The 22,420-nt window shown below is 40.7% G+C and carries 23 protein-coding genes and 1 tRNA gene; 20 read left to right on the top strand and 4 right to left on the bottom strand.

Annotation, left to right across the window (positions count from 1 at the left end; genetic code table 11):
* The first annotated feature begins 172 nt into the window (after positions 1-172).
* The 4 genes from hflX (at position 173) to glnA (ending at position 4,649) form a co-directional block, all read left to right on the top strand.
* Positions 173-1,426 carry a GTPase HflX gene (hflX, locus tag ACSQ2E_RS13000; RefSeq protein WP_435991113.1) on the top strand — a complete coding sequence of 418 codons (1,254 nt, stop codon included), beginning with the start codon at positions 173-175 and terminating at the stop codon, positions 1,424-1,426.
* A gap of 17 nt (positions 1,427-1,443) precedes the next feature.
* Entirely contained in the window at positions 1,444-2,712 is a 1,269-nt protein-coding gene (locus tag ACSQ2E_RS12995; protein WP_435991112.1) for an aminotransferase class I/II-fold pyridoxal phosphate-dependent enzyme, read from the top strand.
* Positions 2,713-2,860: 148 nt separating this feature from the next.
* Entirely contained in the window at positions 2,861-3,277 is a 417-nt protein-coding gene (locus tag ACSQ2E_RS12990; protein ID WP_060673272.1) for a MerR family transcriptional regulator, read from the top strand.
* Positions 3,278-3,314: 37 nt separating this feature from the next.
* The gene (glnA, locus tag ACSQ2E_RS12985) at positions 3,315-4,649 is read left to right on the top strand and encodes a type I glutamate--ammonia ligase (RefSeq protein ID WP_435991109.1); all 1,335 of its coding nucleotides are present in this window, start codon (positions 3,315-3,317) and stop codon (positions 4,647-4,649) included.
* Positions 4,650-4,864: 215 nt separating this feature from the next.
* Here glnA and lexA read toward each other — a convergent pair whose 3' ends face one another.
* Positions 4,865-5,485, bottom strand: a complete 621-nt coding sequence (gene lexA, locus ACSQ2E_RS12980; RefSeq protein WP_034759911.1) for a transcriptional repressor LexA — start codon at positions 5,483-5,485, stop codon at positions 4,865-4,867.
* A 153-nt stretch (positions 5,486-5,638) separates the two neighbouring features.
* Between lexA and yneA the strand changes: the two genes are divergently transcribed.
* From yneA to ACSQ2E_RS12945, 7 genes are all read left to right on the top strand, one after another.
* Positions 5,639-5,965: a cell division suppressor protein YneA gene (gene yneA / locus ACSQ2E_RS12975; RefSeq protein WP_435991107.1), complete on the top strand. Its 327-nt coding sequence runs from the start codon at positions 5,639-5,641 to the stop codon at positions 5,963-5,965.
* An 11-nt stretch (positions 5,966-5,976) separates the two neighbouring features.
* Complete coding sequence (locus ACSQ2E_RS12970) at positions 5,977-6,627, top strand: YneB family resolvase-like protein (protein ID WP_435991105.1); 651 nt, start codon at positions 5,977-5,979, stop codon at positions 6,625-6,627.
* Between the two features lie 104 nt (positions 6,628-6,731).
* Positions 6,732-6,965 (top strand): DUF896 domain-containing protein, encoded by a 234-nt coding sequence (locus ACSQ2E_RS12965; RefSeq protein ID WP_435991103.1) that lies wholly within the window; start codon positions 6,732-6,734, stop codon positions 6,963-6,965.
* Between the two features lie 187 nt (positions 6,966-7,152).
* Entirely contained in the window at positions 7,153-9,156 is a 2,004-nt protein-coding gene (gene tkt, locus ACSQ2E_RS12960) for a transketolase (RefSeq protein WP_435991101.1), read from the top strand.
* Positions 9,157-9,410: 254 nt separating this feature from the next.
* Positions 9,411-9,848, top strand: a complete 438-nt coding sequence (sirA, locus tag ACSQ2E_RS12955; protein WP_435991099.1) for a sporulation inhibitor of replication protein SirA — start codon at positions 9,411-9,413, stop codon at positions 9,846-9,848.
* A gap of 84 nt (positions 9,849-9,932) precedes the next feature.
* On the top strand, positions 9,933-10,154 hold the full coding sequence (locus ACSQ2E_RS12950) for a YneF family protein (RefSeq protein ID WP_034759902.1): 222 nt from the start codon (positions 9,933-9,935) through the stop codon (positions 10,152-10,154).
* A 188-nt stretch (positions 10,155-10,342) separates the two neighbouring features.
* Positions 10,343-11,464: a CamS family sex pheromone protein gene (locus ACSQ2E_RS12945; RefSeq protein ID WP_435991097.1), complete on the top strand. Its 1,122-nt coding sequence runs from the start codon at positions 10,343-10,345 to the stop codon at positions 11,462-11,464.
* Positions 11,465-11,697: 233 nt separating this feature from the next.
* Here the strand turns inward: ACSQ2E_RS12945 and ACSQ2E_RS12940 are convergent, their stop codons facing one another.
* Positions 11,698-11,877, bottom strand: coding sequence for a Spo0E family sporulation regulatory protein-aspartic acid phosphatase (locus ACSQ2E_RS12940; protein ID WP_435991095.1), 180 nt, complete (start codon positions 11,875-11,877; stop codon positions 11,698-11,700).
* Positions 11,878-12,142: 265 nt separating this feature from the next.
* Between ACSQ2E_RS12940 and ACSQ2E_RS12935 the strand changes: the two genes are divergently transcribed.
* The 4 genes from ACSQ2E_RS12935 to ACSQ2E_RS12920 all read left to right on the top strand — a co-directional run bounded on the left by ACSQ2E_RS12935 (position 12,143) and on the right by ACSQ2E_RS12920 (position 14,581).
* Positions 12,143-12,850: a cytochrome c biogenesis CcdA family protein gene (locus ACSQ2E_RS12935; protein ID WP_435991092.1), complete on the top strand. Its 708-nt coding sequence runs from the start codon at positions 12,143-12,145 to the stop codon at positions 12,848-12,850.
* A gap of 126 nt (positions 12,851-12,976) precedes the next feature.
* Positions 12,977-13,336 carry a response regulator gene (locus tag ACSQ2E_RS12930; RefSeq protein WP_435991090.1) on the top strand — a complete coding sequence of 120 codons (360 nt, stop codon included), beginning with the start codon at positions 12,977-12,979 and terminating at the stop codon, positions 13,334-13,336.
* 120 nt (positions 13,337-13,456) lie between these two features.
* Positions 13,457-13,936: a CcdC family protein gene (locus tag ACSQ2E_RS12925; RefSeq protein WP_034759886.1), complete on the top strand. Its 480-nt coding sequence runs from the start codon at positions 13,457-13,459 to the stop codon at positions 13,934-13,936.
* Between the two features lie 165 nt (positions 13,937-14,101).
* Positions 14,102-14,581, top strand: coding sequence for a site-2 protease family protein (locus tag ACSQ2E_RS12920; RefSeq protein ID WP_435991088.1), 480 nt, complete (start codon positions 14,102-14,104; stop codon positions 14,579-14,581).
* Positions 14,582-14,731: 150 nt separating this feature from the next.
* On the opposite strand, the gene ACSQ2E_RS12915 is transcribed toward ACSQ2E_RS12920, so the two are convergent.
* Positions 14,732-15,157 carry a DUF2621 domain-containing protein gene (locus tag ACSQ2E_RS12915; protein WP_435991086.1) on the bottom strand — a complete coding sequence of 142 codons (426 nt, stop codon included), beginning with the start codon at positions 15,155-15,157 and terminating at the stop codon, positions 14,732-14,734.
* A gap of 193 nt (positions 15,158-15,350) precedes the next feature.
* On the opposite strand from ACSQ2E_RS12915, the gene ACSQ2E_RS12910 reads away from it, so the two are divergent.
* Entirely contained in the window at positions 15,351-16,676 is a 1,326-nt protein-coding gene (locus ACSQ2E_RS12910) for an ATP-binding protein (protein ID WP_435991084.1), read from the top strand.
* 63 nt (positions 16,677-16,739) lie between these two features.
* Here ACSQ2E_RS12910 and ACSQ2E_RS12905 read toward each other — a convergent pair.
* A tRNA-Sec gene (locus ACSQ2E_RS12905) sits at positions 16,740-16,835 on the bottom strand.
* Between the two features lie 295 nt (positions 16,836-17,130).
* On the opposite strand from ACSQ2E_RS12905, the gene ACSQ2E_RS12900 reads away from it, so the two are divergent.
* From ACSQ2E_RS12900 to ACSQ2E_RS12885, 4 genes are all read left to right on the top strand, one after another.
* On the top strand, positions 17,131-17,655 hold the full coding sequence (locus ACSQ2E_RS12900) for a hypothetical protein (protein WP_435991081.1): 525 nt from the start codon (positions 17,131-17,133) through the stop codon (positions 17,653-17,655).
* A 137-nt stretch (positions 17,656-17,792) separates the two neighbouring features.
* Positions 17,793-17,930, top strand: coding sequence for a YvrJ family protein (locus ACSQ2E_RS12895; RefSeq protein WP_435991079.1), 138 nt, complete (start codon positions 17,793-17,795; stop codon positions 17,928-17,930).
* A 152-nt stretch (positions 17,931-18,082) separates the two neighbouring features.
* Positions 18,083-19,228 carry an exonuclease SbcCD subunit D gene (locus ACSQ2E_RS12890; protein ID WP_435991077.1) on the top strand — a complete coding sequence of 382 codons (1,146 nt, stop codon included), beginning with the start codon at positions 18,083-18,085 and terminating at the stop codon, positions 19,226-19,228.
* Positions 19,225-22,359 (top strand): AAA family ATPase, encoded by a 3,135-nt coding sequence (locus tag ACSQ2E_RS12885; RefSeq protein ID WP_435991075.1) that lies wholly within the window; start codon positions 19,225-19,227, stop codon positions 22,357-22,359. Before ACSQ2E_RS12890 ends, ACSQ2E_RS12885 begins: the two co-directional genes overlap by 4 nt.
* Positions 22,360-22,420 lie beyond the last annotated feature (61 nt).

Below are 22,420 nucleotides of genomic sequence, written 5' to 3'. Positions count from 1 at the left end.
TACATGCCATTATGTAGAATCTTGAAGTAGTGTTATGTCATAATCAAACATACTGATTTTAACACGTATGTGCTTATTTGCAACCATTTTTCATTGCTTTTTACATAGAGTTTACGATGTGGATTTGATATGATGGGAAATAGAATGAAACGGAAAGAAAGAAGGTTGTTTTTTGAAGAATGAAAATCTAGAAAAAGTCATTCTGGTGGGATGTCAACTGCACGATGATGACCTGAGTTTTCAGTATAGTTTAACGGAACTTGCAGAGCTGACAGCAACAGCTCAAGGTCAAGTTGCTGCCACTCTTATTCAAAAACGCGACAAGATCCATCCAAGCACGTATATCGGAAAGGGTAAAGTGGAGGAACTGGTCCTGTTGGAAGAGCAGTTTGAAGCGGACATCATCATCTTTAATGATGAACTATCCCCCAGTCAGATTCGCAACTTATCAAGAGAATTAAACGGCAGGGTGATTGACCGTACACAACTGATATTGGACATTTTTGCACAGCGAGCCCGCTCAAGAGAAGGGAAATTACAAGTAGAACTTGCCCAGCTTCAGTACTTGCTGCCAAGACTCATCGGTCAGGGGGCATCCCTCTCAAGACTGGGTGGAGGGATAGGCACCAGGGGGCCCGGTGAAACGAAGCTCGAAAGTGATCGTCGACACATCCATAAAAGGATTGACGATATAAAGAAGCAATTACAAACCATAGTTGATCATAGACAAAGGTACCGGGGGAGAAGAAAGCGGAACAAAGCTTTCCAGATTGCACTCGTCGGATACACAAACGCTGGAAAATCCACGTTGTTCAATCGAATTTCAATGGCTGATTCATATGAAGAAAATCAATTATTTGCGACTTTGGATCCGATGACGAGGAAAATGCCTTTGCCCAGTGGATATTCCACGTTACTCACAGATACCGTAGGGTTCATTCAAGATTTACCGACCACGCTGGTTGCGGCATTTCGATCTACCCTTGAAGAAGTAAAAGAGGCTGACCTCCTTCTTCATGTTGTGGATAGTTCAAATCCTGACTACAGTCAACACGAAAAGACAGTGCAATTCTTATTGAAAGATCTGGAAATGGATGGGCTGCAGCAGCTAACGGTATACAACAAGCGGGATGAAATGGATCCCGATTTTGTTCCCGACAGCGAATCAGAAACCATCCTCATTAGTGCCTTGAACGAAGAGGACAGAGGGAAGCTACTTATTAAGATAGAAGAAATCGTAAAGAATCAAATGATACCTTATCATGTGTTTGTCCCTGTGAATGAAGGGAAAATTCTATCCCAATTAAAGAGTGAAACCATCTTGAGAAAATTGGAATTCCAAGAAGCAAGTCAAGTATATGAAATGACCGGATTTTACCTTGAAGATCATCCGATCGCAGGAAGCATCAAGAAATTTCAAAAGTAGAAGGGAAACAACACTAAATGTTTGAACAATTAGTAAATGGAACGGTATTACAATCACTTGTAACAAAAGTGGAAGCGGATATCAAAGACATACACAAAAAAATCGATGAACGATCTGAAAGCAACCAGTTCAACGTCTTAAGAGCGTTTCAGAAGCACCGGGTAAGCGATTCTCACTTCATCCCGTCCACAGGCTATGGCTATGACGACGCAGGAAGGGACACCCTGGAAAGCATATACGCAGATGTATTTGGCGGGGAAGCAGGGCTTGTGCGGCCTCAGATCATTTCTGGTACCCACGCCATCTCCATCGCTTTGTTCGGTATACTCCGACCGGGAGATGAACTGGTGTACATAACGGGGAAACCTTATGATACATTAGAAGAAATTGTAGGAAGCCGAGGAAAGGGTACAGGTTCACTCAAAGACTTCCATATCCACTATCAGAGCGTTGATTTAGATGAGTCAGGAAAAGTAGATTTCGTAAAGGTGGCAACGACCATTTCAACAAAGACAAAAATGGTGGGTATCCAGCGATCAAAAGGGTATGCCAACCGGCCATCCTTTACCATTGAAGAAATAAAGGAAATGATTGATTTCATTAAAGAGATTGACCCTGGAATTGTTGTATTTGTAGACAACTGCTACGGGGAATTTGTCGAAGTGCAAGAACCATGTCACGTCGGTGCGGATCTAATGGCCGGCTCCCTTATTAAAAATCCCGGGGGTGGCCTTGCGAAAACAGGTGGATATATCGTCGGAAAGAAAGAATATGTAGAAGCCTGTTCCTTCCGTATGACCTCGCCGGGGATCGGGGCGGAGGCAGGGGCGTCTCTGTACAGTCTTCAAGAAATGTATCAAGGGTTCTTTTTAGCTCCTCACGTGGTGGCGCAATCATTAAAAGGAGCGGTTTTTACTTCGGCTCTGCTGACCGAGATTGGTATGAATACGGATCCTTCACCTCATGCCAGGCGCACGGATTTAATTCAATCGGTACAATTTGATGACAGGGAAAAGATGATCGCTTTCTGTCAGGCAATCCAATCAGCCTCACCGATCAATTCTCACTTCACGCCGTATCCGAACTATATGCCGGGCTATGAGGATGATGTCATCATGGCCGCAGGAACGTTCATTCAGGGAGCGAGCATTGAATTATCGGCGGATGGACCTATAAGACCACCTTATATAGCTTATGTTCAAGGCGGGTTGACATACTCCCATGTGAAAATCGCCGTTTGCTCTGCGGTGGACAACTTAATTGAAAAAGGTTTAATCACCATATAAAAAGGATATAAAAGTAGTAATTGGATAGTCTAAAATAGACTATCCATTTCTTTTGATTACTTATGTAAGAAAAACTCACATTTGATTGACAGAACTCCTGACATTACATATAATGAATTCAAGATGGAAAACAGAAGGAGGAATCAAGATGAGCGGAAGTGAAATTCGTCGAACGATGGCATTATTTCCAATTAGTATTGTCATGCAGCTCACGGACTTAACAGCTCGTCAGATTCGATACTACGAAGAGCATCAACTGATAAACCCGGCACGGACCGAGGGGAATCGCCGGCTCTTTTCCTTGAATGACATTGATAAGTTATTAGAAGTAAAGGATCTGTTAGATCAAGGTATCAACATGGCAGGGATTAAGAAGATCTTTTCTGTATCCGGTCATAATGAAAGCAAAGTCGTATCTGACGTAAGTAATGAAAAGGAAGAAAAAGCAAGACAGGATCTATCTGACGACGAGCTGCGTAAATTACTTCGCAATGAATTGATCCATTCCGGTCGATTCAATCGATCATCTCTGCGTCAAGGAGATATGTCCCGCTTCTTTCATTAAATAAACCCTTTAATAAACTTGAGGAGGAATTACGTAAATGGCAAAGTATACTAAGGAAGATGTTGCAAGATTAGCGAATGAAGAAGGAGTTAAGTTCATTCGACTACAATTCACCGACATTTTAGGGACGATCAAGAACGTAGAAATCCCTCTAAGTCAGCTTGAAAAAGCATTAGATAACAAAATGATGTTCGATGGTTCTTCCATTGAAGGATTCGTCCGTATCGAAGAATCAGATATGTACCTCTTCCCGGATTTAGACACATGGTTAGTTTTCCCGTGGACAGCTGAAAAAGGTAAGGTAGCCCGTCTGATCTGTGATATTTACAATCCGGATGGCACTCCGTTCGAGGGAGACCCCCGTAATAACCTAAAACGCATTTTAGGTGAAATGGAGGAACTTGGGTTCACTGACTTCAATCTTGGGCCAGAGCCGGAATTCTTCCTCTTTAAATTAGATGTAAATGGCGAACCTACGTTAGAATTAAATGATAACGGTGGCTATTTTGACCTAGCCCCTACCGATTTAGGGGAGAACTGCCGTCGTGATATCGCTTTAGAACTTGAAGAGATGGGCTTTGAAATCGAAGCATCTCACCATGAAGTAGCTCCCGGACAACATGAGATCGATTTCAAATACGCCAATGCATTAAGAGCTTGTGATGATATTCAGACATTCAAACTGGTAGTAAAAACGATTGCCCGTAAACACGGTTTGCACGCTACATTCATGCCGAAACCATTATTCGGTGTAAATGGCTCAGGAATGCACTGTAATATGTCCTTGTTCAAAAATGGAGTGAACTCTTTCTTTGATGAAAAAGGTGACTTGCAACTAAGCGATACTGCCCGTCAATTCCTTGCTGGTATCATTAAGCATGCCACTGCATTTACAGCGATTACCAACCCGACTGTAAACTCATATAAGCGCTTAGTTCCAGGATACGAAGCACCTTGCTATGTTGCCTGGTCTGCGCGTAATCGTAGCCCGTTAATCCGTATCCCTGCTTCCCGTGGCCTGAGCACACGCGTTGAAGTCCGCAGTGTCGACCCAGCGGCAAATCCTTACCTTGCAATGGCTGTTTTACTTGCGGCAGGATTAGATGGAATTAAGAATAACCTACCGGCTCCTAAGCCAATTGACCGCAACATCTATGTAATGGACAAAAAAGAGCGTGAAGAAGCAGGTATCGTAGATCTTCCTGCAACATTATATGCAGCTCTTGAAACATTAAAAACAAGTGAAGTAATTGTTAAGTCCCTTGGGGAACACATATTCGAACATTTCGTGGAAGCGAAAGAAATCGAGTGGGATATGTTCCGTACACAAGTACATCCTTGGGAACGTGAACAGTACATTCAAATGTATTAATTACCAGGAACCCTCAACGATATATCTTTGAGGGTTTTTTACACAAAGTTCAGGCTGTATTCATAGGGGGGAAGAAGGGAATCAGGGAAGGAAACGATATCAAAAAAAGCCTGGGGATGGAATGTTTCGACTTCCAACCTCAGGCTTTTTTTCATTATTATGATAACCGGCTGATAATAGTTTCTGGCATGCCCTAAGCATACCGAATGCCACTATCAATGAACTTGACGATACACTCCAACCACTTTACCTAAAATGGAGACGTTCCGTAAAATGATTGGTTCCATTGTTGAGTTCTCTGGCTGCAGACGCACATAATCCTTTTCTTTAAAGAAACGTTTGACCGTTGCTTCATCTTCATCGGTCATGGCAACGACGATATCTCCGTTGTTCGCTGTCTGCTGCTGGCGAACAATGACAAAATCCCCATCCAATATGCCGGCTTCGATCATACTGTCACCCATGATTTCAAGCATGAAGACCTGCTCATCCGAAGGGGCCATCCGCTCGGGCAGAGGGAAAAATTCTTCCACATTTTCAACAGCCGTTATCGGTTGACCTGCTGTGACTTTACCGATTAAAGGGACGTTTACTACACGTTGTCGCGGTATCGTATCTTCTTCAAGGTCCAGAATTTCTATCGCTCTCGGTTTAGTCGGATCACGACGGATCAGACCTTTACTTTCAAGCCTGGCTAAATGTCCGTGTACAGTGGAACTGGAAGCAAGACCGACAGCTTCCCCGATTTCACGTACGGAAGGGGGATACCCTTTTTCTCTGACTGCAACTTTAATATATTGTAGTATGTCCTGCTGTCTCTTCGACAATTTTGTCATGTTCACGCACCTCTATTATAGATCTTATGTTCCCATTATAGCATGTCACCACTATTGATACAAACATAAGTTCGAATTTTGTTGACACCAAACGAGTGTTCGTATTACAATGAAAACACAAAACAGAACAAACGTTCGTATGGGGGTAATTTTATGTTAACACATATTTGGAATCGATTCTCTTACATTATTATATTATTTGTTTTAGTCCTTTCAGCAGCTTGCTATTTATTAATCAATATGACTGATCAACCTTCCTTCCAAAGTATCACAGTAGAGGAGAGTGATACTCTTTGGACTATTGCCAAACAGTATAATGAAGAATATTCTATGACAGTGGAAGAATTTATCGCCTGGGTTGGCGAAGAGAACGAATTGACCTCTTTTACCATCAAACCTGGTGAATCACTTGTGTTACCTATTGAAAATCCAACAATATCATCTCAATCAGATTTCGAACTGGTCATGAACAAAGAATAGAGGGATAGAAGATGAAAGCAGTCATATACTGCAGAGTAAGTACTAAGAAAAACACACAGGAAACATCATTGGAACGGCAGGAAGAAGAACTGGTTAAATTGGCGAACGAACATCATTATGAAGTAAATGCGGTCATCAGGGATCAGGCGAGCGGATTTGAATTGGACCGTCCAGGTGTTTTGGAACTTTTGGACCTGGTCAGAGATAAATCAATTGAGGCTGTGCTTATCCAGGACGAGACAAGAATCGGCAGGGGAAATGCCAAGATCGCCCTTATTCACTGTCTGTTAAAAGAGGAAGTGAAAATCATCAGTCAGACTCATAGTGGAGAATTACACTTATCCGAATCCGATTCTATGGTCATCAACATTGTCAGTATGGTGGAGGAATATCAACGTAAACTTCATAACCTTAAAATTAAGCGGGGTATGAAGCGGGCTGTGGAAAATGGCTTTCAGCCTCATAAAAATTTAAAAAACAAAGGAAATGTGGAAGGAAGGGAACGCATTGAGGTGCCGGTCGAAGAAATCGTGCGATTAAGGAAAAATGAATTAACCTTCGCTGAGATTGCAGCTACTCTTAGGGGATTTGGATACGATGTATCCAAAGCTACGGTACATAGACGCTTCAAGGAATATATGGTGTCCCTTGATCATGCATAACCCTTGTTTTATACCCTTTATTCTAGTAACATGACGGTAATGTAATACACTGCTTTTAGAATGTTTTAGAGTTTGCAAACTATGCAATAAAGGAGTTTTTATAGATGCTTTCAAAATCAAAAATGAATAGAATCAACGAACTTGCCAAAAAGTCCAAAAGTAGCGGACTAACTGAGCAGGAAGCGAAAGAACAGACCAAACTTAGAAAAGAATATCTAGAAACGTTCCGTCAATCGATGAAAGGCACAATTGAAAATACAAGAATCTTTGATCCGGAAGGAAATGAAGTAACACCTAAAAAGATCCAAGATATACAGAATAAGAAAAAAATGCATTAATCAAAAAACTTCCAGGCCAATTTTGATAGGTCCTGGAAGTTTTTTGATTCATTTTCCTCCCTCATAAGATTTGAAGGGTTTTTATTTTCAACGATCATAAAGTCATGTTATCATTCAAGATAGTTGTATAAACTATCAAAGAAGATTAATATTAATAAGGTACATTAAAAGGAAGGATGTCTGACATATGTTTGATAAAACAGATCAATTAGCAATTAATACAATTCGTACATTATCAATCGATGCGATTGAAAAAGCAGGTTCCGGGCACCCGGGAATGCCTATGGGGGCAGCTCCAATGGCGTATGCACTTTGGACAAGGTTCATGAATCATAATCCTAAAAATCCAGAATGGTTCAACCGCGACCGTTTTGTCTTATCTGCGGGACACGGTTCGATGCTGTTGTACAGCCTACTCCATCTTTCTGGTTATGATGTTTCAATGGATGATCTTAAAAATTTCCGCCAATGGGGAAGTAAGACTCCAGGACATCCGGAGTACAAGCATACCTCTGGTGTAGAAGCAACGACTGGCCCGCTGGGACAGGGGATTGCAATGGCAGTTGGTATGGCATTAGCTGAAAGACATCTGGCCACTACATATAACAAAGACCAATATAATATGGTCGATCACTTTACATACTCCATTTGTGGAGATGGGGACTTAATGGAAGGTGTTTCCTCTGAAGCTGCTTCATTGGCAGCACATCTCAAATTAGGACGCCTTGTTGTTCTTTATGATTCCAATGATATTTCACTTGACGGAGAGTTGGATAAGTCATTCTCTGAGAGTGTTAAGGGACGATTTGAATCATACGGATGGCAGTATATTCGTGTTGAGGATGGAAATGATCTTGACGAAATTTCCAAAGCGATTGAAGAAGGTCAAGGGGATACATCCCGCCCGACAATGATTGAAGTTAAGACAGTCATTGGGTACGGAGCTCCGAATAAATCAGGTAAATCTGCTGTTCATGGTGCACCTCTGGGTGAAGATGAAATGAAGCTTACGAAAGAAGCGTACAAGTGGACATTCGATCAGGATTTCCACGTGCCTGATGAGGTATATAGCCGCTTTGAGGAAAAGATCCAACAAGCTGGCTCTGAGAAAGAACAAGATTGGGCCAACCAATTCATTAAATACAAAGAGGAACACCCTGAACTAGCCACTCAATTAGAAGCGGCGATCAAAGGCGAACTCCCTCAAGGATGGGATAAGGACATCCCGGTATATGAAGAAGGAAAAGCATTGGCAAGCCGAGCTTCTTCAGGGGAAGTGTTGAATGCCATTGCTCAAAACCTCCCTTCATTCATCGGTGGTTCCGCTGACTTGGCAGGATCAAACAAAACGATGATTAAAGATGAGAAAGATTTCATGCCTGAATCTTATGAAGGCCGCAATATCTGGTTCGGAGTCCGGGAATTCGGTATGGGTGGTGCCATGAATGGTATGGCACTGCACGGAGGGCTTCATGTATTCGGTGGGACATTCTTTGTATTCAGTGACTATTTAAGACCTGCTATCCGTTTGGCGGCAATAATGGGCTTACCTGTTACGTATGTATTCACACATGATAGTATCGCTGTGGGAGAAGACGGACCTACCCATGAACCTGTTGAACAGCTTGCATCCCTGCGTGCAATGCCTAACCTGTCAGTCATTCGACCTGGTGACGGTAATGAAGTGGCTGCCGCCTGGAGATTATCGTTAGAATCTAAAGATCAGCCTACGATGCTGGTTCTATCCCGTCAGGATCTACCAACGCTTAAAGGTACGGCTGATAAAGCCTATAACGGGGTTAACAAAGGAGCATATGTTGTCTCAGCTTCGGGTAAAGAACAGCCTGATGCCCTTTTGATTGCGACTGGTTCTGAAGTGCATCTTGCGGTAGATGCGCAAAATGCACTTGAAAAAGACGGCATCAGTGTTTCAGTTGTGAGCATGCCATCTTGGGATCGTTTCGAAAAGCAATCAAAAGAATACAAAGAATCCATCCTGCCTAAGAGCGTGAAAAAACGCCTGGCTATCGAAATGGGCTCTCCGATGGGCTGGGATCGCTACGTTGGCGATGAAGGTGACATCCTGGCAATCAATGGTTATGGTGCATCTGCCCCAGGAGCGAAGGTAATGGAAGAATATGGTTTCACTTCTGAAAATGTGGTATCTAGAATCAAAGCTTTACTTCAATAATCGTGAATGGAAAAGGTCGGCTCCTTACACCCTCTAAGGAGTTGGCCTTTTTCTTTTGGGTGAACACAATAGGAGTAAGGGTGGAAGAGATTGGGTATAGAACAAGTAACGTATAAATACTTCGTTCCGTCCCTTAATATTCAGAAGAGATAGAATAGGTTCGACAAAACTAGTGCAGATTTTCAACAATTTATGACAATGACTCCCTTCTAGTTGATTTATACTATATGAAAGAAAGGTAGGAGGGAGTAAAGGTGCGAAATTATCAAATCTATTGGATTGAAGAGTTGTTTGTTCAACACTACTATGGTCGTGAAAGAATGTTCTATCAATTGTTTTCTGATTGGGAAGCGAGTACAGGTGATCTTCACGAAATCGTCTCGAAACAAGTAGATTACATTACGAAACCGATTCCATACCTTCCTACACAAAGACTCCTTCAGCACGAAATCACGAAGGTTAAAGAGGCAGCCTGGATAAACTCCGTGGCGACAATCGAAAAAGAAGAATCAGGCGCGACACTCGTTCTGAATGAAAAGTCAATGTCTTTGAATGCCTGGGGACACGATGAATCTGAATATATCTTTTTTGAAATTTTACGAAGGAATATGGGTCAGTTATTGGCAATGGATATCAAAAATGAACGTTTTGGCTGGTTAAAACCAATAAAACAAAGAAAGTTTATATATTAATATGAAATTTCGACCAAAATATTGTATAATGTTTCAGGGTTTAGTACACTTTTAAAAGGACAACATGAAGGAGGAAGTAAGAGTATGGGAACGACTGGATTACTTATTCTAGTAGGCGTTCTGGCATTACTTGCCGGAGTAGCACTAGGATTTTTCATTGCTCGTAAATATATGATGAGCTATCTTAAGAAAAATCCACCAATTAACGAGCAAATGTTACGCATGATGATGATGCAAATGGGGCAAAAACCATCCCAGAAGAAAATCAATCAGATGATGAATGCAATGAATAAGAACATGAAGTAATAGATGGAAGCACTCAGGTGATGAGTGCTTTTTCTATTGTTGGGGCATCCTGATATGAGGGTGTGTACAGATGATTTTATAAGATTAGGTAGGATAATGGGATTATTTTCGTGAATTCATAAAAACTTAAAGATTATCAGGCTGATTGAAATGTAATGTATGATAAAATATAGTCCGGAGGGAGTCATATGAAAAAATGGATGATTGTATCTCTGTCCCTTTTGATTCTTATTGCCGGATGCAGCAATAAGCCTCAAGAAGTGATAGATGAAGAAACGCTTGAAATTCAAAATAGTGCAGCAAGTGATGCACGTGAATATTTAAATTATAAAGTAAACAAAGAAAAAAAGTCGGTAAATCGCGGTCTTATTACAATGACTATCAATAACCGCAGTGATATGGATGAAATTGAGACGGGCCTTATGTCCTTATCCACTGAACATTTTTCTCCTGAAAAGTATGTCTACCAGGAAGGGCAGTATTTAAAGAATCTAAGCTCATGGTTAGGGAGAAAGTCTAAATCCAATAAGGCAGGTCTTAACCCTGAATTGGAGATTACCGATGATATGTCATGGGAACAACAGATGGAGCTGGAAAAGAAAAACCCAATGTACCTTGCTTATATTCATGAGCAGAATTATGTAGACGCAGAAGGGAATATCAAGGGAATTTCCCTTGGTCTTGCGATGAACTCCATCGATTATATCAGGGTGGAAGATGATAAGAAGCTTATGCATTTTGACGAAGCGAACATTAACGAAAAAATGATGGAAGAATACGGGAAAAAAGTAGCTGGAACAGTGGCCCGCCGTGTAAGGGCAAATAAAGAATTGAAAAATGTACCCATTATGATTTCGATTTACAAACTACAACCTTTAAACAGCGTTGTTTCAGGTAACTATATCGCCACAACCTATTTAGATGAGAATGATAGGAAAATCAAAAAGTGGGATGATGTATCCGACAAATATTATTACTTCCCTAGTGATGAAGGAGAAGAGAAGGACCGGGATTTATATAACCGGATCCGGGATCTTGAAGATTATGTGTCAAAGTATTTCTCTCATCAGGATATTGAATTTGTGGGTAAAGGATTGTATAAAAAGGATACGCTAAATAAATTGGTCATCGATGTACATACAGGCATGGTGAAAGAAACCGAATTAATTGGGTTTGCACAGGCGATTGGTCCTGAAATCGTCGATTACTTCCCTCATACACCGGTTTACCTTTATGTGAAAACCCCTAAAGGTCTCAAAGCCACCATTGTCAAAGAAGTGGACCAGGAACCATTTGTACAAATACATTAAAATACTTCTATATGAAAGAGCTTCTCTAATCATGATTAGAGAGGTTCTTTTAATATAGTTCTTTTGCCAAAACCTATCCAATGGCAGAACTTCGACAGAAGATGGGGCTGGTGCTTCAGGATCCATTCCTATTCTTTGGTAATAAATCATGCAACAGGGAGACCCTTTATTTGGGTCTCCCTGTTCATATTTAGCATTATATTAGTATTGTTTATTTGGATGAAAGGTTTAGTTCAGCTCATTTGGGGTGTGTAGCATTTTTTTATGTATTGTGAGTTGTAGCTATTTAACAGACGATCAAGTTCCTGACTAAATTGAATAGCTTGAGGTGACGTCAGTCCATTTTCAGCAACAATATCAATTAATTGAGTACGCTTTTTTTCAATTCGTTCGAGAAGCTCTTTTTTAGACACGGCTGTTTCCTTTCTTTTGTATGTCCTGACAAGTGGAATACAAAACTAGTAATAACTGTAACTTTTTATTAGTATAACGAAAATAGCCTATTTTTTCAAAGTAAAATTATCGGATTTTAAAAAAGAAAAGAGACTTTAATACAAATGAAAGAGTAAAAGGTGATTGTAATAAGATAGTCACAAATCTTTCACATAAACATCCCTCATAGTTTGTAGCATTGTTTGATAGAATAGATATATATACTGAATTGTAGGAGATGTGGAAATGTCTGATATTAATATTTTTTTAGCCTTCGGGGCAGGATTCCTAAGCTTCATATCCCCATGCTGCTTACCTTTATATCCCGCCTTTCTTTCATACATAACCGGGATGAGTGTCAATGAATTGAAAACGGATAATGCCATGTTGCAGAGAAGAAGTTTACTGCATACATTATTCTTCTTAGTTGGTTTCTCAGCCATTTTTATCGCGATTGGTTTTGGGGCTTCCTTTATTGGAAACTTCTTTTTAAATTATAAAGATCTTATTAGACAGCTTGGGGCAATTTTTATTGTTATATTTGGCCTGGTTGTCATTGGTGTGTTCACTCCGGAATCCTTGATGAAGGATCGCAGAATTGAATTCAAGAATAGACCTGCGGGCTTTATCGGTTCCATTTTGATCGGAATGGCATTCGCCGCAGGGTGGACTCCCTGTACAGGTCCGATCCTTGCTTCAGTTCTTGCGCTTGCCGCAACGAATCCTGGTTCAGGTGTCATGTACATGACAGCATACGTATTAGGCTTTGGCATTCCTTTCTTCATTCTGTCATTCTTCATTGGAAGAATGCAGTGGATCAGAAAGAACAGTGGAAGAATTGTGAAAGTAGGGGGATATGTCATGATTGCTGTAGGAATCATGCTGTTCTTTGATTGGATGACGGTCATTCTTGCTTACTTTACGACGCTATTCGGAGGCTTTCAAGGATTTTAATCAACTTTAGGCAGTAATTAAAAGAATAAATTGAATAAATATTACGATTTATGGTATAGTTTAATTGGATTAAATAGGTAAATAGACTCAATAGACATCGATAGTGTATACGAGGAGGAAACATCTGTGGCAACGATTCTTGTAGTGGATGATGCGAAATTTATGAGATTGACTCTTGGAAACATGCTTTCATCCAGCGGGCATGAAGTCGTTGGGGAAGCTGAGAATGGACTCATTGCCGTGGAGAAGTATCGTGAGCTTCACCCTGACCTGGTGACGATGGATATCACCATGCCGGACATGAATGGAATTGAGGCAGTTAAGAAGATTCTTACCGAATTCCCTCAGGCCAAGATTATTATGTGTTCGGCGATGGGACAACAAAAGGTGGTAGTGGAAGCAATTGAAGCCGGAGCGAAGGACTTCATAGTTAAACCATTTGACGAAGTGCGTGTAGACGAAGCCATCAAAAGGGTGTTAGGCTGATAAACCGAGAGAGATTGAATCTTCCATTCATTCTCTCTTTTTTCTGTTTTCGTTTTTCCTGCATTTGGGCTATAATAAGGAAAGGTATGAAAGTAGATTATAAAAGGATGATGATGCTTTATGATGATTGCTTCATCCATTGTAGCGATTTGCATGGGATTTATGGTGATATTTATCAGGATGAAGGCTCAGAAAAGGCCGGTAAGCGGTAAGAAGATTATTTTACCCCCTCTCTTTATGAGTACGGGTGCGTTGATGTTCTTATTTCCTGTCTTTCGGGTCAATGTGAGTGAGTTTTTAGAGGCGATTACTGTCGGGATGGTATTCTCTCTGTTGTTAATCAAGACATCCAAGTTTGAAATTCGTGAAAATGATATTTATTTAAAGCGTTCTAAAGCGTTTGCCTTCATTTTGATCGGCCTTCTGTTAATTCGAATTGTAGCAAAGTCGATCCTAAGTACTTCAATTGATTACGGAGAACTGAGCGGGATGTTCTGGATACTAGCTTTTGGCATGATCGTTCCATGGAGGATAACCATGTATTTTCAATATAGAAAGCTGCATCAGGAAAATCAGGACTTAACGACGAATTCAATTTAATGCACCGTTAAAAAGCAGGGAGACACGCCCTGCTTTTTTATTTTGTAAATCTTACTGAAAGGTGACAGTTTTATGACAATGCATACGAATATGCATAAGAGTAAATCTTTTAGGGCAAAGAGGGAGAAGATGAATGAATAATAAATGATACTGGTGGGATTACGATTGTTTACATTAGCAGATATCTGGACTTTTTTCCTGGCCTTCTTTCTTACATTGCCATTAGTCACCATTTTACACGAATTGGGTCATATATTGATTGCACGAATATTTGGTGCGAAGATAAAGTTTGCCATTGGAACCGGTAAACACCTGATAAATATTGGTCCTTTGGAAGTGAAGAGAATGTACTTTATGGAGGGATGGTGTCAATATCGGGAATTGAAGTACAACAAGGTATGGGTGCATGTCCTGATCTATTTATCAGGCAGTTTATTCAACCTGGTGGCGATACTATTCATTAACTTTCTGATTTATGAAGGTGTGATACCTGTGCACATCTTTTTCTATCAATTTGTGTATTTCTCGGTTTACTTCATCTTTTTCTCGTTGTTTCCTTATAGGAACGGAGACGGAAAACCGAGTGACGGCCAAGCGATTCTCGACGTCATTCGCTTTGGCAAAGCAGAAGATCCCATTGATTAAGTGCCTATATAAAAAAGGTAAACGGTTAACGTTTACCTTTTTTTGCATTCTTCCATTTTACGTATAAAATAGCAGCCCCGACAATAAAGATTACATATAATACAATTGGAATGACAAGTATCCAGCCCATTCTATTCCCTGCCTGTTTTATTAAAATAAATGTTCATAGGGTGTAACTTCTATCTGCATTTCATCAAGTTTTTTTCTCAGAAATTTATGATCTCGCTTTGGAGTCGCCAAAATATATCCTCTGATGACTAATTCTTTCGTTATGGCTCCAGCTCTTTCTTTTAAAGCCAATTCACCAATTTTTCCGGCGATTTTCTGTTTTGCAACGTCCCTGAATAATTCTGGAACCGGGGTAACCAGCTCATTCAGCATTTTCTTTTCGTCTTCACCCCAAAGATGGATGGTTTCGTTCACATAATGTTCCTCCCAATCCAAGTCAGATTTACCATCTTCCTTTGGGAACCTCTTTAAGAATTTCCGGAACATGAAGAATCCACCGATCGCAAACGAAGCCACTAAAAAAACGACCCAAAAAAGGATAAAATATAAGAACCAACCTTCTAGCATATTTTTCACCTCAGTTTAAAAGCATATCCTATTCAATTATAGACAAGGACTTTGTCCCTGACAAGAATATCATCGTTTTTATAAAAGACTCTATACTGTTATTAATTAGAAATGATATACTAATAAATAACAAATATCGTGAAAATTCTTTCTATTTCGATTGTTTTTAAGCTTGTGCAAATAGGAGGCTCGCATGATGAAATTCACAGGCAGGATCGTATCATTACTTACTGGACTTTTATTAGTTATTACATGGGATTTTATTTATTACTTTGTTCTCCATTATCCGGTGGATTTAAGGGTGGATATGGTTTTCACTCTATTGATACTTTTCATCAGCTATTATATGGGGAAAAGTTATGATATCAGCCATAGTTCGTTGGCAGCCCTCAGAACAAGTGAAGAAAGGGTTAAGCTGCTTAATGAAGAGATGCAACACGTCCTCCAAAGTATTGATGAGGTGGTTTTTCACACAAATGCCAAGGGGGAATTTCAATTCCTCAATCAATCCTGGGAAGAATTTACGGGATATACGGTCAAAGAAAGCCTGCATAAGAAAGCCCTCCATTTCATTTCCCTCCATGAACGTCATGAAATACTCCGACTGGTAAGGCAAAGCATCGATTTACATAGGGAGAAAACAAGGATGGATATCCCCTACCAAAAAAGGGATGGTCAGTTTCGTTGGGGAGAGGTCAATATTAAGCTGAACTATAATGGGAATGGTGAGTTGCTGGGTACAGTGGGTACCATTTCAGATATTACCGAAAGGGTACATAATGAGGAAGAATTGATGGAAATGAATGAAACCCTGGCTATTGAATCTCAAAAACTTTCAGTTGCCGGGCAATTAGCTGCAGGGATTGCTCATGAAGTCCGAAATCCATTGACATCAATTAATGGATTTCTGCAGTTGTTAAGAGATGAAGCCGATGAGAAAACAAAGGAATACTTAGGGATTGTCTTTTCTGAAATCAAGCGGATCGAACTTGTACTGAGCGAGTTGTTGATCCTTGCGAAACCGCAATCTGTTACGTATAAACGAATTAATATCATCGAAACACTGGATCATGTTTCGAAATTACTGAATACGAATGCCATCTTATATAATATCGAAATTCAAACGGAGTTTCATGAGAGAGAGCTGTATATCCGCGGCGATGAAAATCAATTGAAGCAGGTTTTCATCAATTTATTAAAAAATGCGATAGAAGCGATGCCTCATGGAGGAACGATTACCATTCACGCTGATTTCAATTCCCATAATAAGGTGCAATTGATGTTTAAGGATGAGGGTGTAGGGATGAAGAAGGAAACCCTGGAAAAACTGGGAGAGCCTTTCTTCACGACAAAAACGAAAGGAACAGGTCTCGGCCTTACTATATGCCTTAGGATCCTTCGCGATCATGGAGCAGATATCCGGGTGCAAAGTGATCAGGGAGAGGGCACAACCTTTCATATAATGTTTGACGGCGTTCAGGCGTCAGAGAGGAAGAAACGGGAAGCACTGCAGAAATAGAGAAAAAGGATCCTTATGGATAACATAAGGGTTCTTTACTATGTATGGATGAGGTCTTCTAAATGGCGGGACTGCCTGGGAATCGAACCCAGCGGAGACGGCACGCGCCTCCCGAAAGTTTTGAAGACTAAGGCAAGCACCAGCTCAACGATCAGCCCCGAAAGGTAAGTATATATAAGTTATACCATGGGAAGAAAACTTGTTCAAATGTTTTTAACAGTGCATTCATACTAATGACCCAGTTGAATAAGAGATTTGAAGGGAATAAATGCTGTTTATTTGAAATATTTACAAGATTTAAACTTTGGAGAAATCTGCAAATATTTCTTTACCATTGGTATATCTCCATGATAAGATACTTTTTGCCGGCTTATTATAGACAAAGTAAGCGTTTCCTAGTGGAGCAGCTTACTGTACGTAAACATATAGATATAGACAGAGAGGGGAAACAAACATGAAAAAAGTATGGGTATTAGGTCTTGGTTTATCTTTGGTATTAGCAGGATGTTCTGACTCCGGTTCTGACAAGGAGAAGAAAGATGAGGCGTCAAGTACTGAAGAGAACAAGGATACGACTGGGGAATTAATGGACTACTACTTGAATTTAACAACGACCGTTAACGGTGCTGATATTGATTTAAATGGTTATGAAGAAGCGATGGCAGGTGAAGAGCCTCCAGCTGGAGACGAATTGGCAACATTGAAGGAATCTGCTCAAGCATCAGCGAAAGCATCCGCAGAAGCAGTTGAAGGCATGGAGATCCCCAAGGGTCTTGGAGATCAAAAAGAAGCGGTGGAATCATTCCAATCCACACTCGCTGAATCGTATAACATGAAAGCTGATGAACTGTCTAAAGAAGGCGAAGCAGATTTCACAGCAGCTGATGAAAAATTGAACGATGCAGAAAATCAAATCAAAAAAGTTTTAGATGAAGCTGGTCTGGTAAGTTCAAGTTTGATCAGTGATTTAAACGGTTAATACTAAAGTATAAAGGTCTATTACGACCACTTATAGTTGGGTAAAGCGAGTCCGGTTTGTACAGGATTCGCTTTTTTTCTGTTCGTGTACCCATTTTCTCCCCAACTACCTATATATAGGATGAGAGGAGGGAGAAAATGGAGCCGATTATTTCACTAGTTTCTGAAGTAGGGTTTCCGATTGTGGTCACGATGTATCTTCTTTATCGAATCGAGACAAAGCTTGATGCTGTCATCACGTCAATTCAAACACTACCTCAGCAACTCAAAGAATAATGGAAGTGGGACCGCTTTATGTGGTCCTATTTTTTGACGATTTATAAAAGGGTTGTGCCCGATCCACTATCAATGATTTTCTTACACGGAGACCCTGTGAGTTTGATATAATTCAGTTAGAAACAAGAATGTCCGGAGAGGGGAAAACAGTAGTGAAATTCATTCATACCGCAGATTGGCACCTGGGTAAATTGGTGCATGGCATATATATGACAGAAGAACAACGATACATATTGGAGGAATTCATAGAACTTGTGAAAGAGGAGGAACCTGATGCAGTCGTCGTTGCGGGCGATCTCTATGATCGATCGGTGCCTCCTACAGATGCAGTGCAGCTATTAGATGAAGTGTTATTCCGGATAAATGTAGAGCTCGACACACCGATTGTAGCAGTTTCAGGCAACCATGATAGTGCAGAGAGGCTGTCATTTGGGTCTTCATGGTACAAACATAGTCAATTTTATTTAAAGGGGAAAGTTTCGGCAGATTTTACACCTATCCATATAAAAGGGGTGAACTTCCACTGCGTTCCTTATGCTGAGCCTGGTACAGTCAGACAAATACTTGATGATGACTCGATCAATAGTCATCATGCAGCAATGGAAGCCATCGTAAAGAGGATCGAAGAACAGATGAACCCTGATGAACCACATGTTTTTGTTGGTCATGCATTTGTATTGGGAGGAAAAACGACGGATTCGGAGCGGACTCTTTCAGTTGGGGGATCCGGGTGTGTGGGGGCAGAGGTATTCAGACCATTCCATTACACTGCACTCGGTCACCTTCACAGTCCCGATGCCATTAGGCATGAAACAATCAGGTATTCAGGTTCTCTGTTGAAATACTCCTTTTCAGAAGCTTCTCAGAGGAAATCTGTCACCATTGTTGAAATGGAGGAGAATGGGACCTTTGAATTGCGGGAAAAGGTACTTCAGCCTAAACAGGATATGAGGGAACTGCAGGGGCATATGGAAGAGTTGCTCGATCCGGCTTTTTATCAGTCGCAGAAGGTGAATGACTATTTAAAGATCACACTTCATGATGAAGGTACATTAATCGATCCAATCAATCAGCTGAGACAAGTCTACCCAAACGTGCTTCATCTTGAGCGAAAGAGGGATCTGACCGATGCTAAAAAGAAAAATTCGTTCCAAGTACTAGAGGATAAAAGACGGTCTGAACTGGACTTGTTTAAAGAATTTTATAAGGACATGACGACAAGTGAATTCACTGATGAAAAGGAAGATGTGGTACGTCATATGATTGATATCGCCAGAAAGGAGGTTGATCATGCATGAAACCACTTAAACTAGTGATGCAGGCGTTTGGGCCTTATGCCGGCAGGGAAACCATTGACTTCCGGGAGCTGGATAACCGCACCATGTTCGTGATTTCCGGTAAAACAGGGGCGGGAAAGACAACGATTTTCGATGGGATTTCCTACGCGATCTATGGAAAGGCCAGCGGAGAAGACCGAAATCCGACAGAATTAAGAAGCCAATTTGCCAGTAATGATGATAGTACAGAAGTAGATCTTCTTTTCAGTTTACGTGGCAGGACCTATCGTATTTGGCGTTCACCCCAGCAGGAAAAAAAGAAAGCAAGGGGGGAGGGATATACCACCATCAATGCCCGATCTGAAGTATATGTGTACGATGAAGAGGGGAAAGAACAGCTTCTCGCGGCAAATGTGAGGGAAGTAGATGAGAAGATCAAAGAGTTGATCCAACTCGATGCCAATCAATTCAGACAAATCCTTATGATTCCCCAGGGGGAGTTTCGGAAACTTCTTACATCGGATAGTAAAGATAAAGAACTCATATTGCAACGCCTCTTCCATACGGAGCTTTACAAGACGATTCAGGAAAAATTGAAATCCGAGGCTGACGAGTTGAAAAGGTCTGTTGAATCCTCTATAGAAGAACGAACAAGGGAATTAGTAAGAATCCATTTTGAAGAAAATGAAGAACTTGAATCTCTTTTATTGGAAAATCCGTTAAATGATCATCGCATTCTGCACCTTCTGTCCCCTCATATTGAAGAAATGGAAAAGAAGGAGAGGAATCTCAGGCAACAATATGAGAATGTTCAGGGGAAAAGGGATGTCTTTCAGAAGGATCTTGCGGAGGCTAAAAGTCTGATCGATCAATACGATCTTCAGGTGAAACTTAAGAATCAGAAAGAATCCCTTTTAGCATTGAAGCCTGAAATCGAATCGATCGATCACGAGATTGTACTGGCCAGGAGAGCTTCCCATTTGGTTCAACAAGATGAATATTGCCACAAACTTAACCGGAATCTCAGTGAACTTAAGAGTCAATTAGCAAAACTATCCGAAGAAAAACAAACAATCTCTGAAAAGCTAATGACAGCAACAAAGATTTTTGAAGAAGAAACAAATAATGAAGAACTCAGGGAACAAGCTTCAAAAAGAGTGACTCAACTTGAAAATATGGAAAAAGATATAGATTCGTTAGATATGTTAACGAACGAAACGGGTGAATTGAAAGAAAGGTACGAAAAACAGCAGGATATTATAACAAAACAGAATGAGCAGGTTTCATTATTACAAAAAGGTATAAAGGAAAGGGAAGTACGTGTCAAAGCAGAAGAAGGTGGCCAGGAAGATGTATTTCAACTTGAAAAAAACGTACAAGAGAAACTTTCCCTGCTGGAGCACATAAATGATATGAATCAATTGGAACAAAATCTTCAACGTGTCAAAGCGCAGCGTGATCAATTAAAGGATCGATATAGTCAACTTGAGGATCGTCTTCAGGATGCGTCTGGAACGCTGGCATTTTTGGAGGGAAAGTGGAATTCTGCTCAAGCGTCATTACTCGCGAAAGGATTATCTGATGATGCTCCCTGTCCGGTCTGCGGATCAGAACATCATCCAAACCCTGCCGTAGAGGCAGAGTCTATCCATTCCGGTGAAGACCTTAAGGTTGCCAAATCTAAGCAACAGGAATTGGAAACGGAAGAGAAAAAATTAAGCCTGGTTATTGCCCAGCAGGAAACGAAAATACAAAGCATTCAAGAGCAAATAGAGAATATCAGCAAGAAAATAATTGATAAGAAACGTGACTTTAATCAGCATGAAATCCGGGAGACACGTTCGTTGCTGATGAAGGAAATCGAATCATTGAAGACGGACATCGCTTCGAAGAAAAAAGAAGTGGAGCAGGTAAGAGTCATGGGGGAAGAAATTAGAAAAGGTAGAGAAAAGCTTGAAGAACTTGAAGGGGCAAGAGGGAAGAATCAAGAAATGCTCCAAGAACTCACTACTCTCTTTCACACTAAGAATACGACCCTGGAAAAGGTAAAGGAATCCATTCCCCTTGAACTCAGGACAAAAGTTCAATTTGAACAAGTCTTACAGAAAGAGAAACAAAGACTGAAAGAATTAAAGGCATCCTTTGAACGGGCTCAAAAACAGTACTATGAACTGATGAACCAAAATAGTGTAAAGGAATCTCAAGTCAGAGATAAAGAGAGCCATATAGAGAATGTAAATGTGGAGATGAAAGCTGAAAGAAATGCTTTCCTTGCACTTCTCACAGAACATGGTTTCTGCCACTATAAAGCCTTTCAGGAAGCGAAAAAGTCTGAAGCGGAAGTCACGGTTCTTGAAGGAAGAGTGAAGAAGTACGGGGAGGATCTTCGCTCAGTGACTGACCGTCTATCAGATATTGATCAAATCTTAAAAGATAAAGAGCGGCCTGACCTGCAAAAAATCGAAGAAGACATCATCAAGGTTACAGATGAATTGAAAAAGGTAAATGATCAACTAAATAGGGTCATGACGAATAGAAAGGAAAATGAACTCATCCTCACCAGGGTGAAAGCCTTAAATGAAGGGATCAGGGATTTAGAAACAAGATATCAAACGGTCGGACATTTAGCTGAAGTTGCAAGGGGTCAGAACGCGAACCGGATCACATTTGAAAGATATGTTCTGGCATCATTCCTTGAAGACATTCTTCAAGTCGCAAATGAGAGATTAATCAAAATGACTTCAGGCCGGTATCAGTTGATTAGAAAAACGGACCGAAGCAAGGGAAATGTACAAAGTGGTTTAGAACTCCTAGTCTTTGATCAATTTACAGGGCAGGAGAGACATGTCAAAACATTATCCGGAGGGGAAAGCTTCAAGGCATCCCTGGCTTTAGCCCTTGGACTTGCTGATGTAGTCCAGCAGTACGCAGGAGGGGTATCCTTAGAGACGATGTTCATTGATGAAGGGTTCGGGACACTCGATCCAGAATCACTTGATCAGGCAATCGAAGCATTGATGGATATACAAAGCAGCGGGCGTTTAGTAGGGTTAATTTCCCATGTTCCTGAGCTGAAAGAGAGAATTGATGCACGACTAGAAGTCATTTCATCACAAAATGGGAGCAGGACGGAATTCCAGTTTTTAACTTAAGACCATGCCACTCAAAGAGGTTTCACAAAATAGACAATGAAACCTCTCTGGAGGAATTGTT

Origin of the sequence: Rossellomorea sp. LjRoot5, from assembly GCF_964253455.1 — a bacterium.
In the GTDB taxonomy this organism is placed as follows: Bacteria; Bacillota; Bacilli; order Bacillales; family Bacillaceae_B; genus Rossellomorea.
This window is presented reverse-complemented; position numbering and strand designations above follow the sequence as displayed.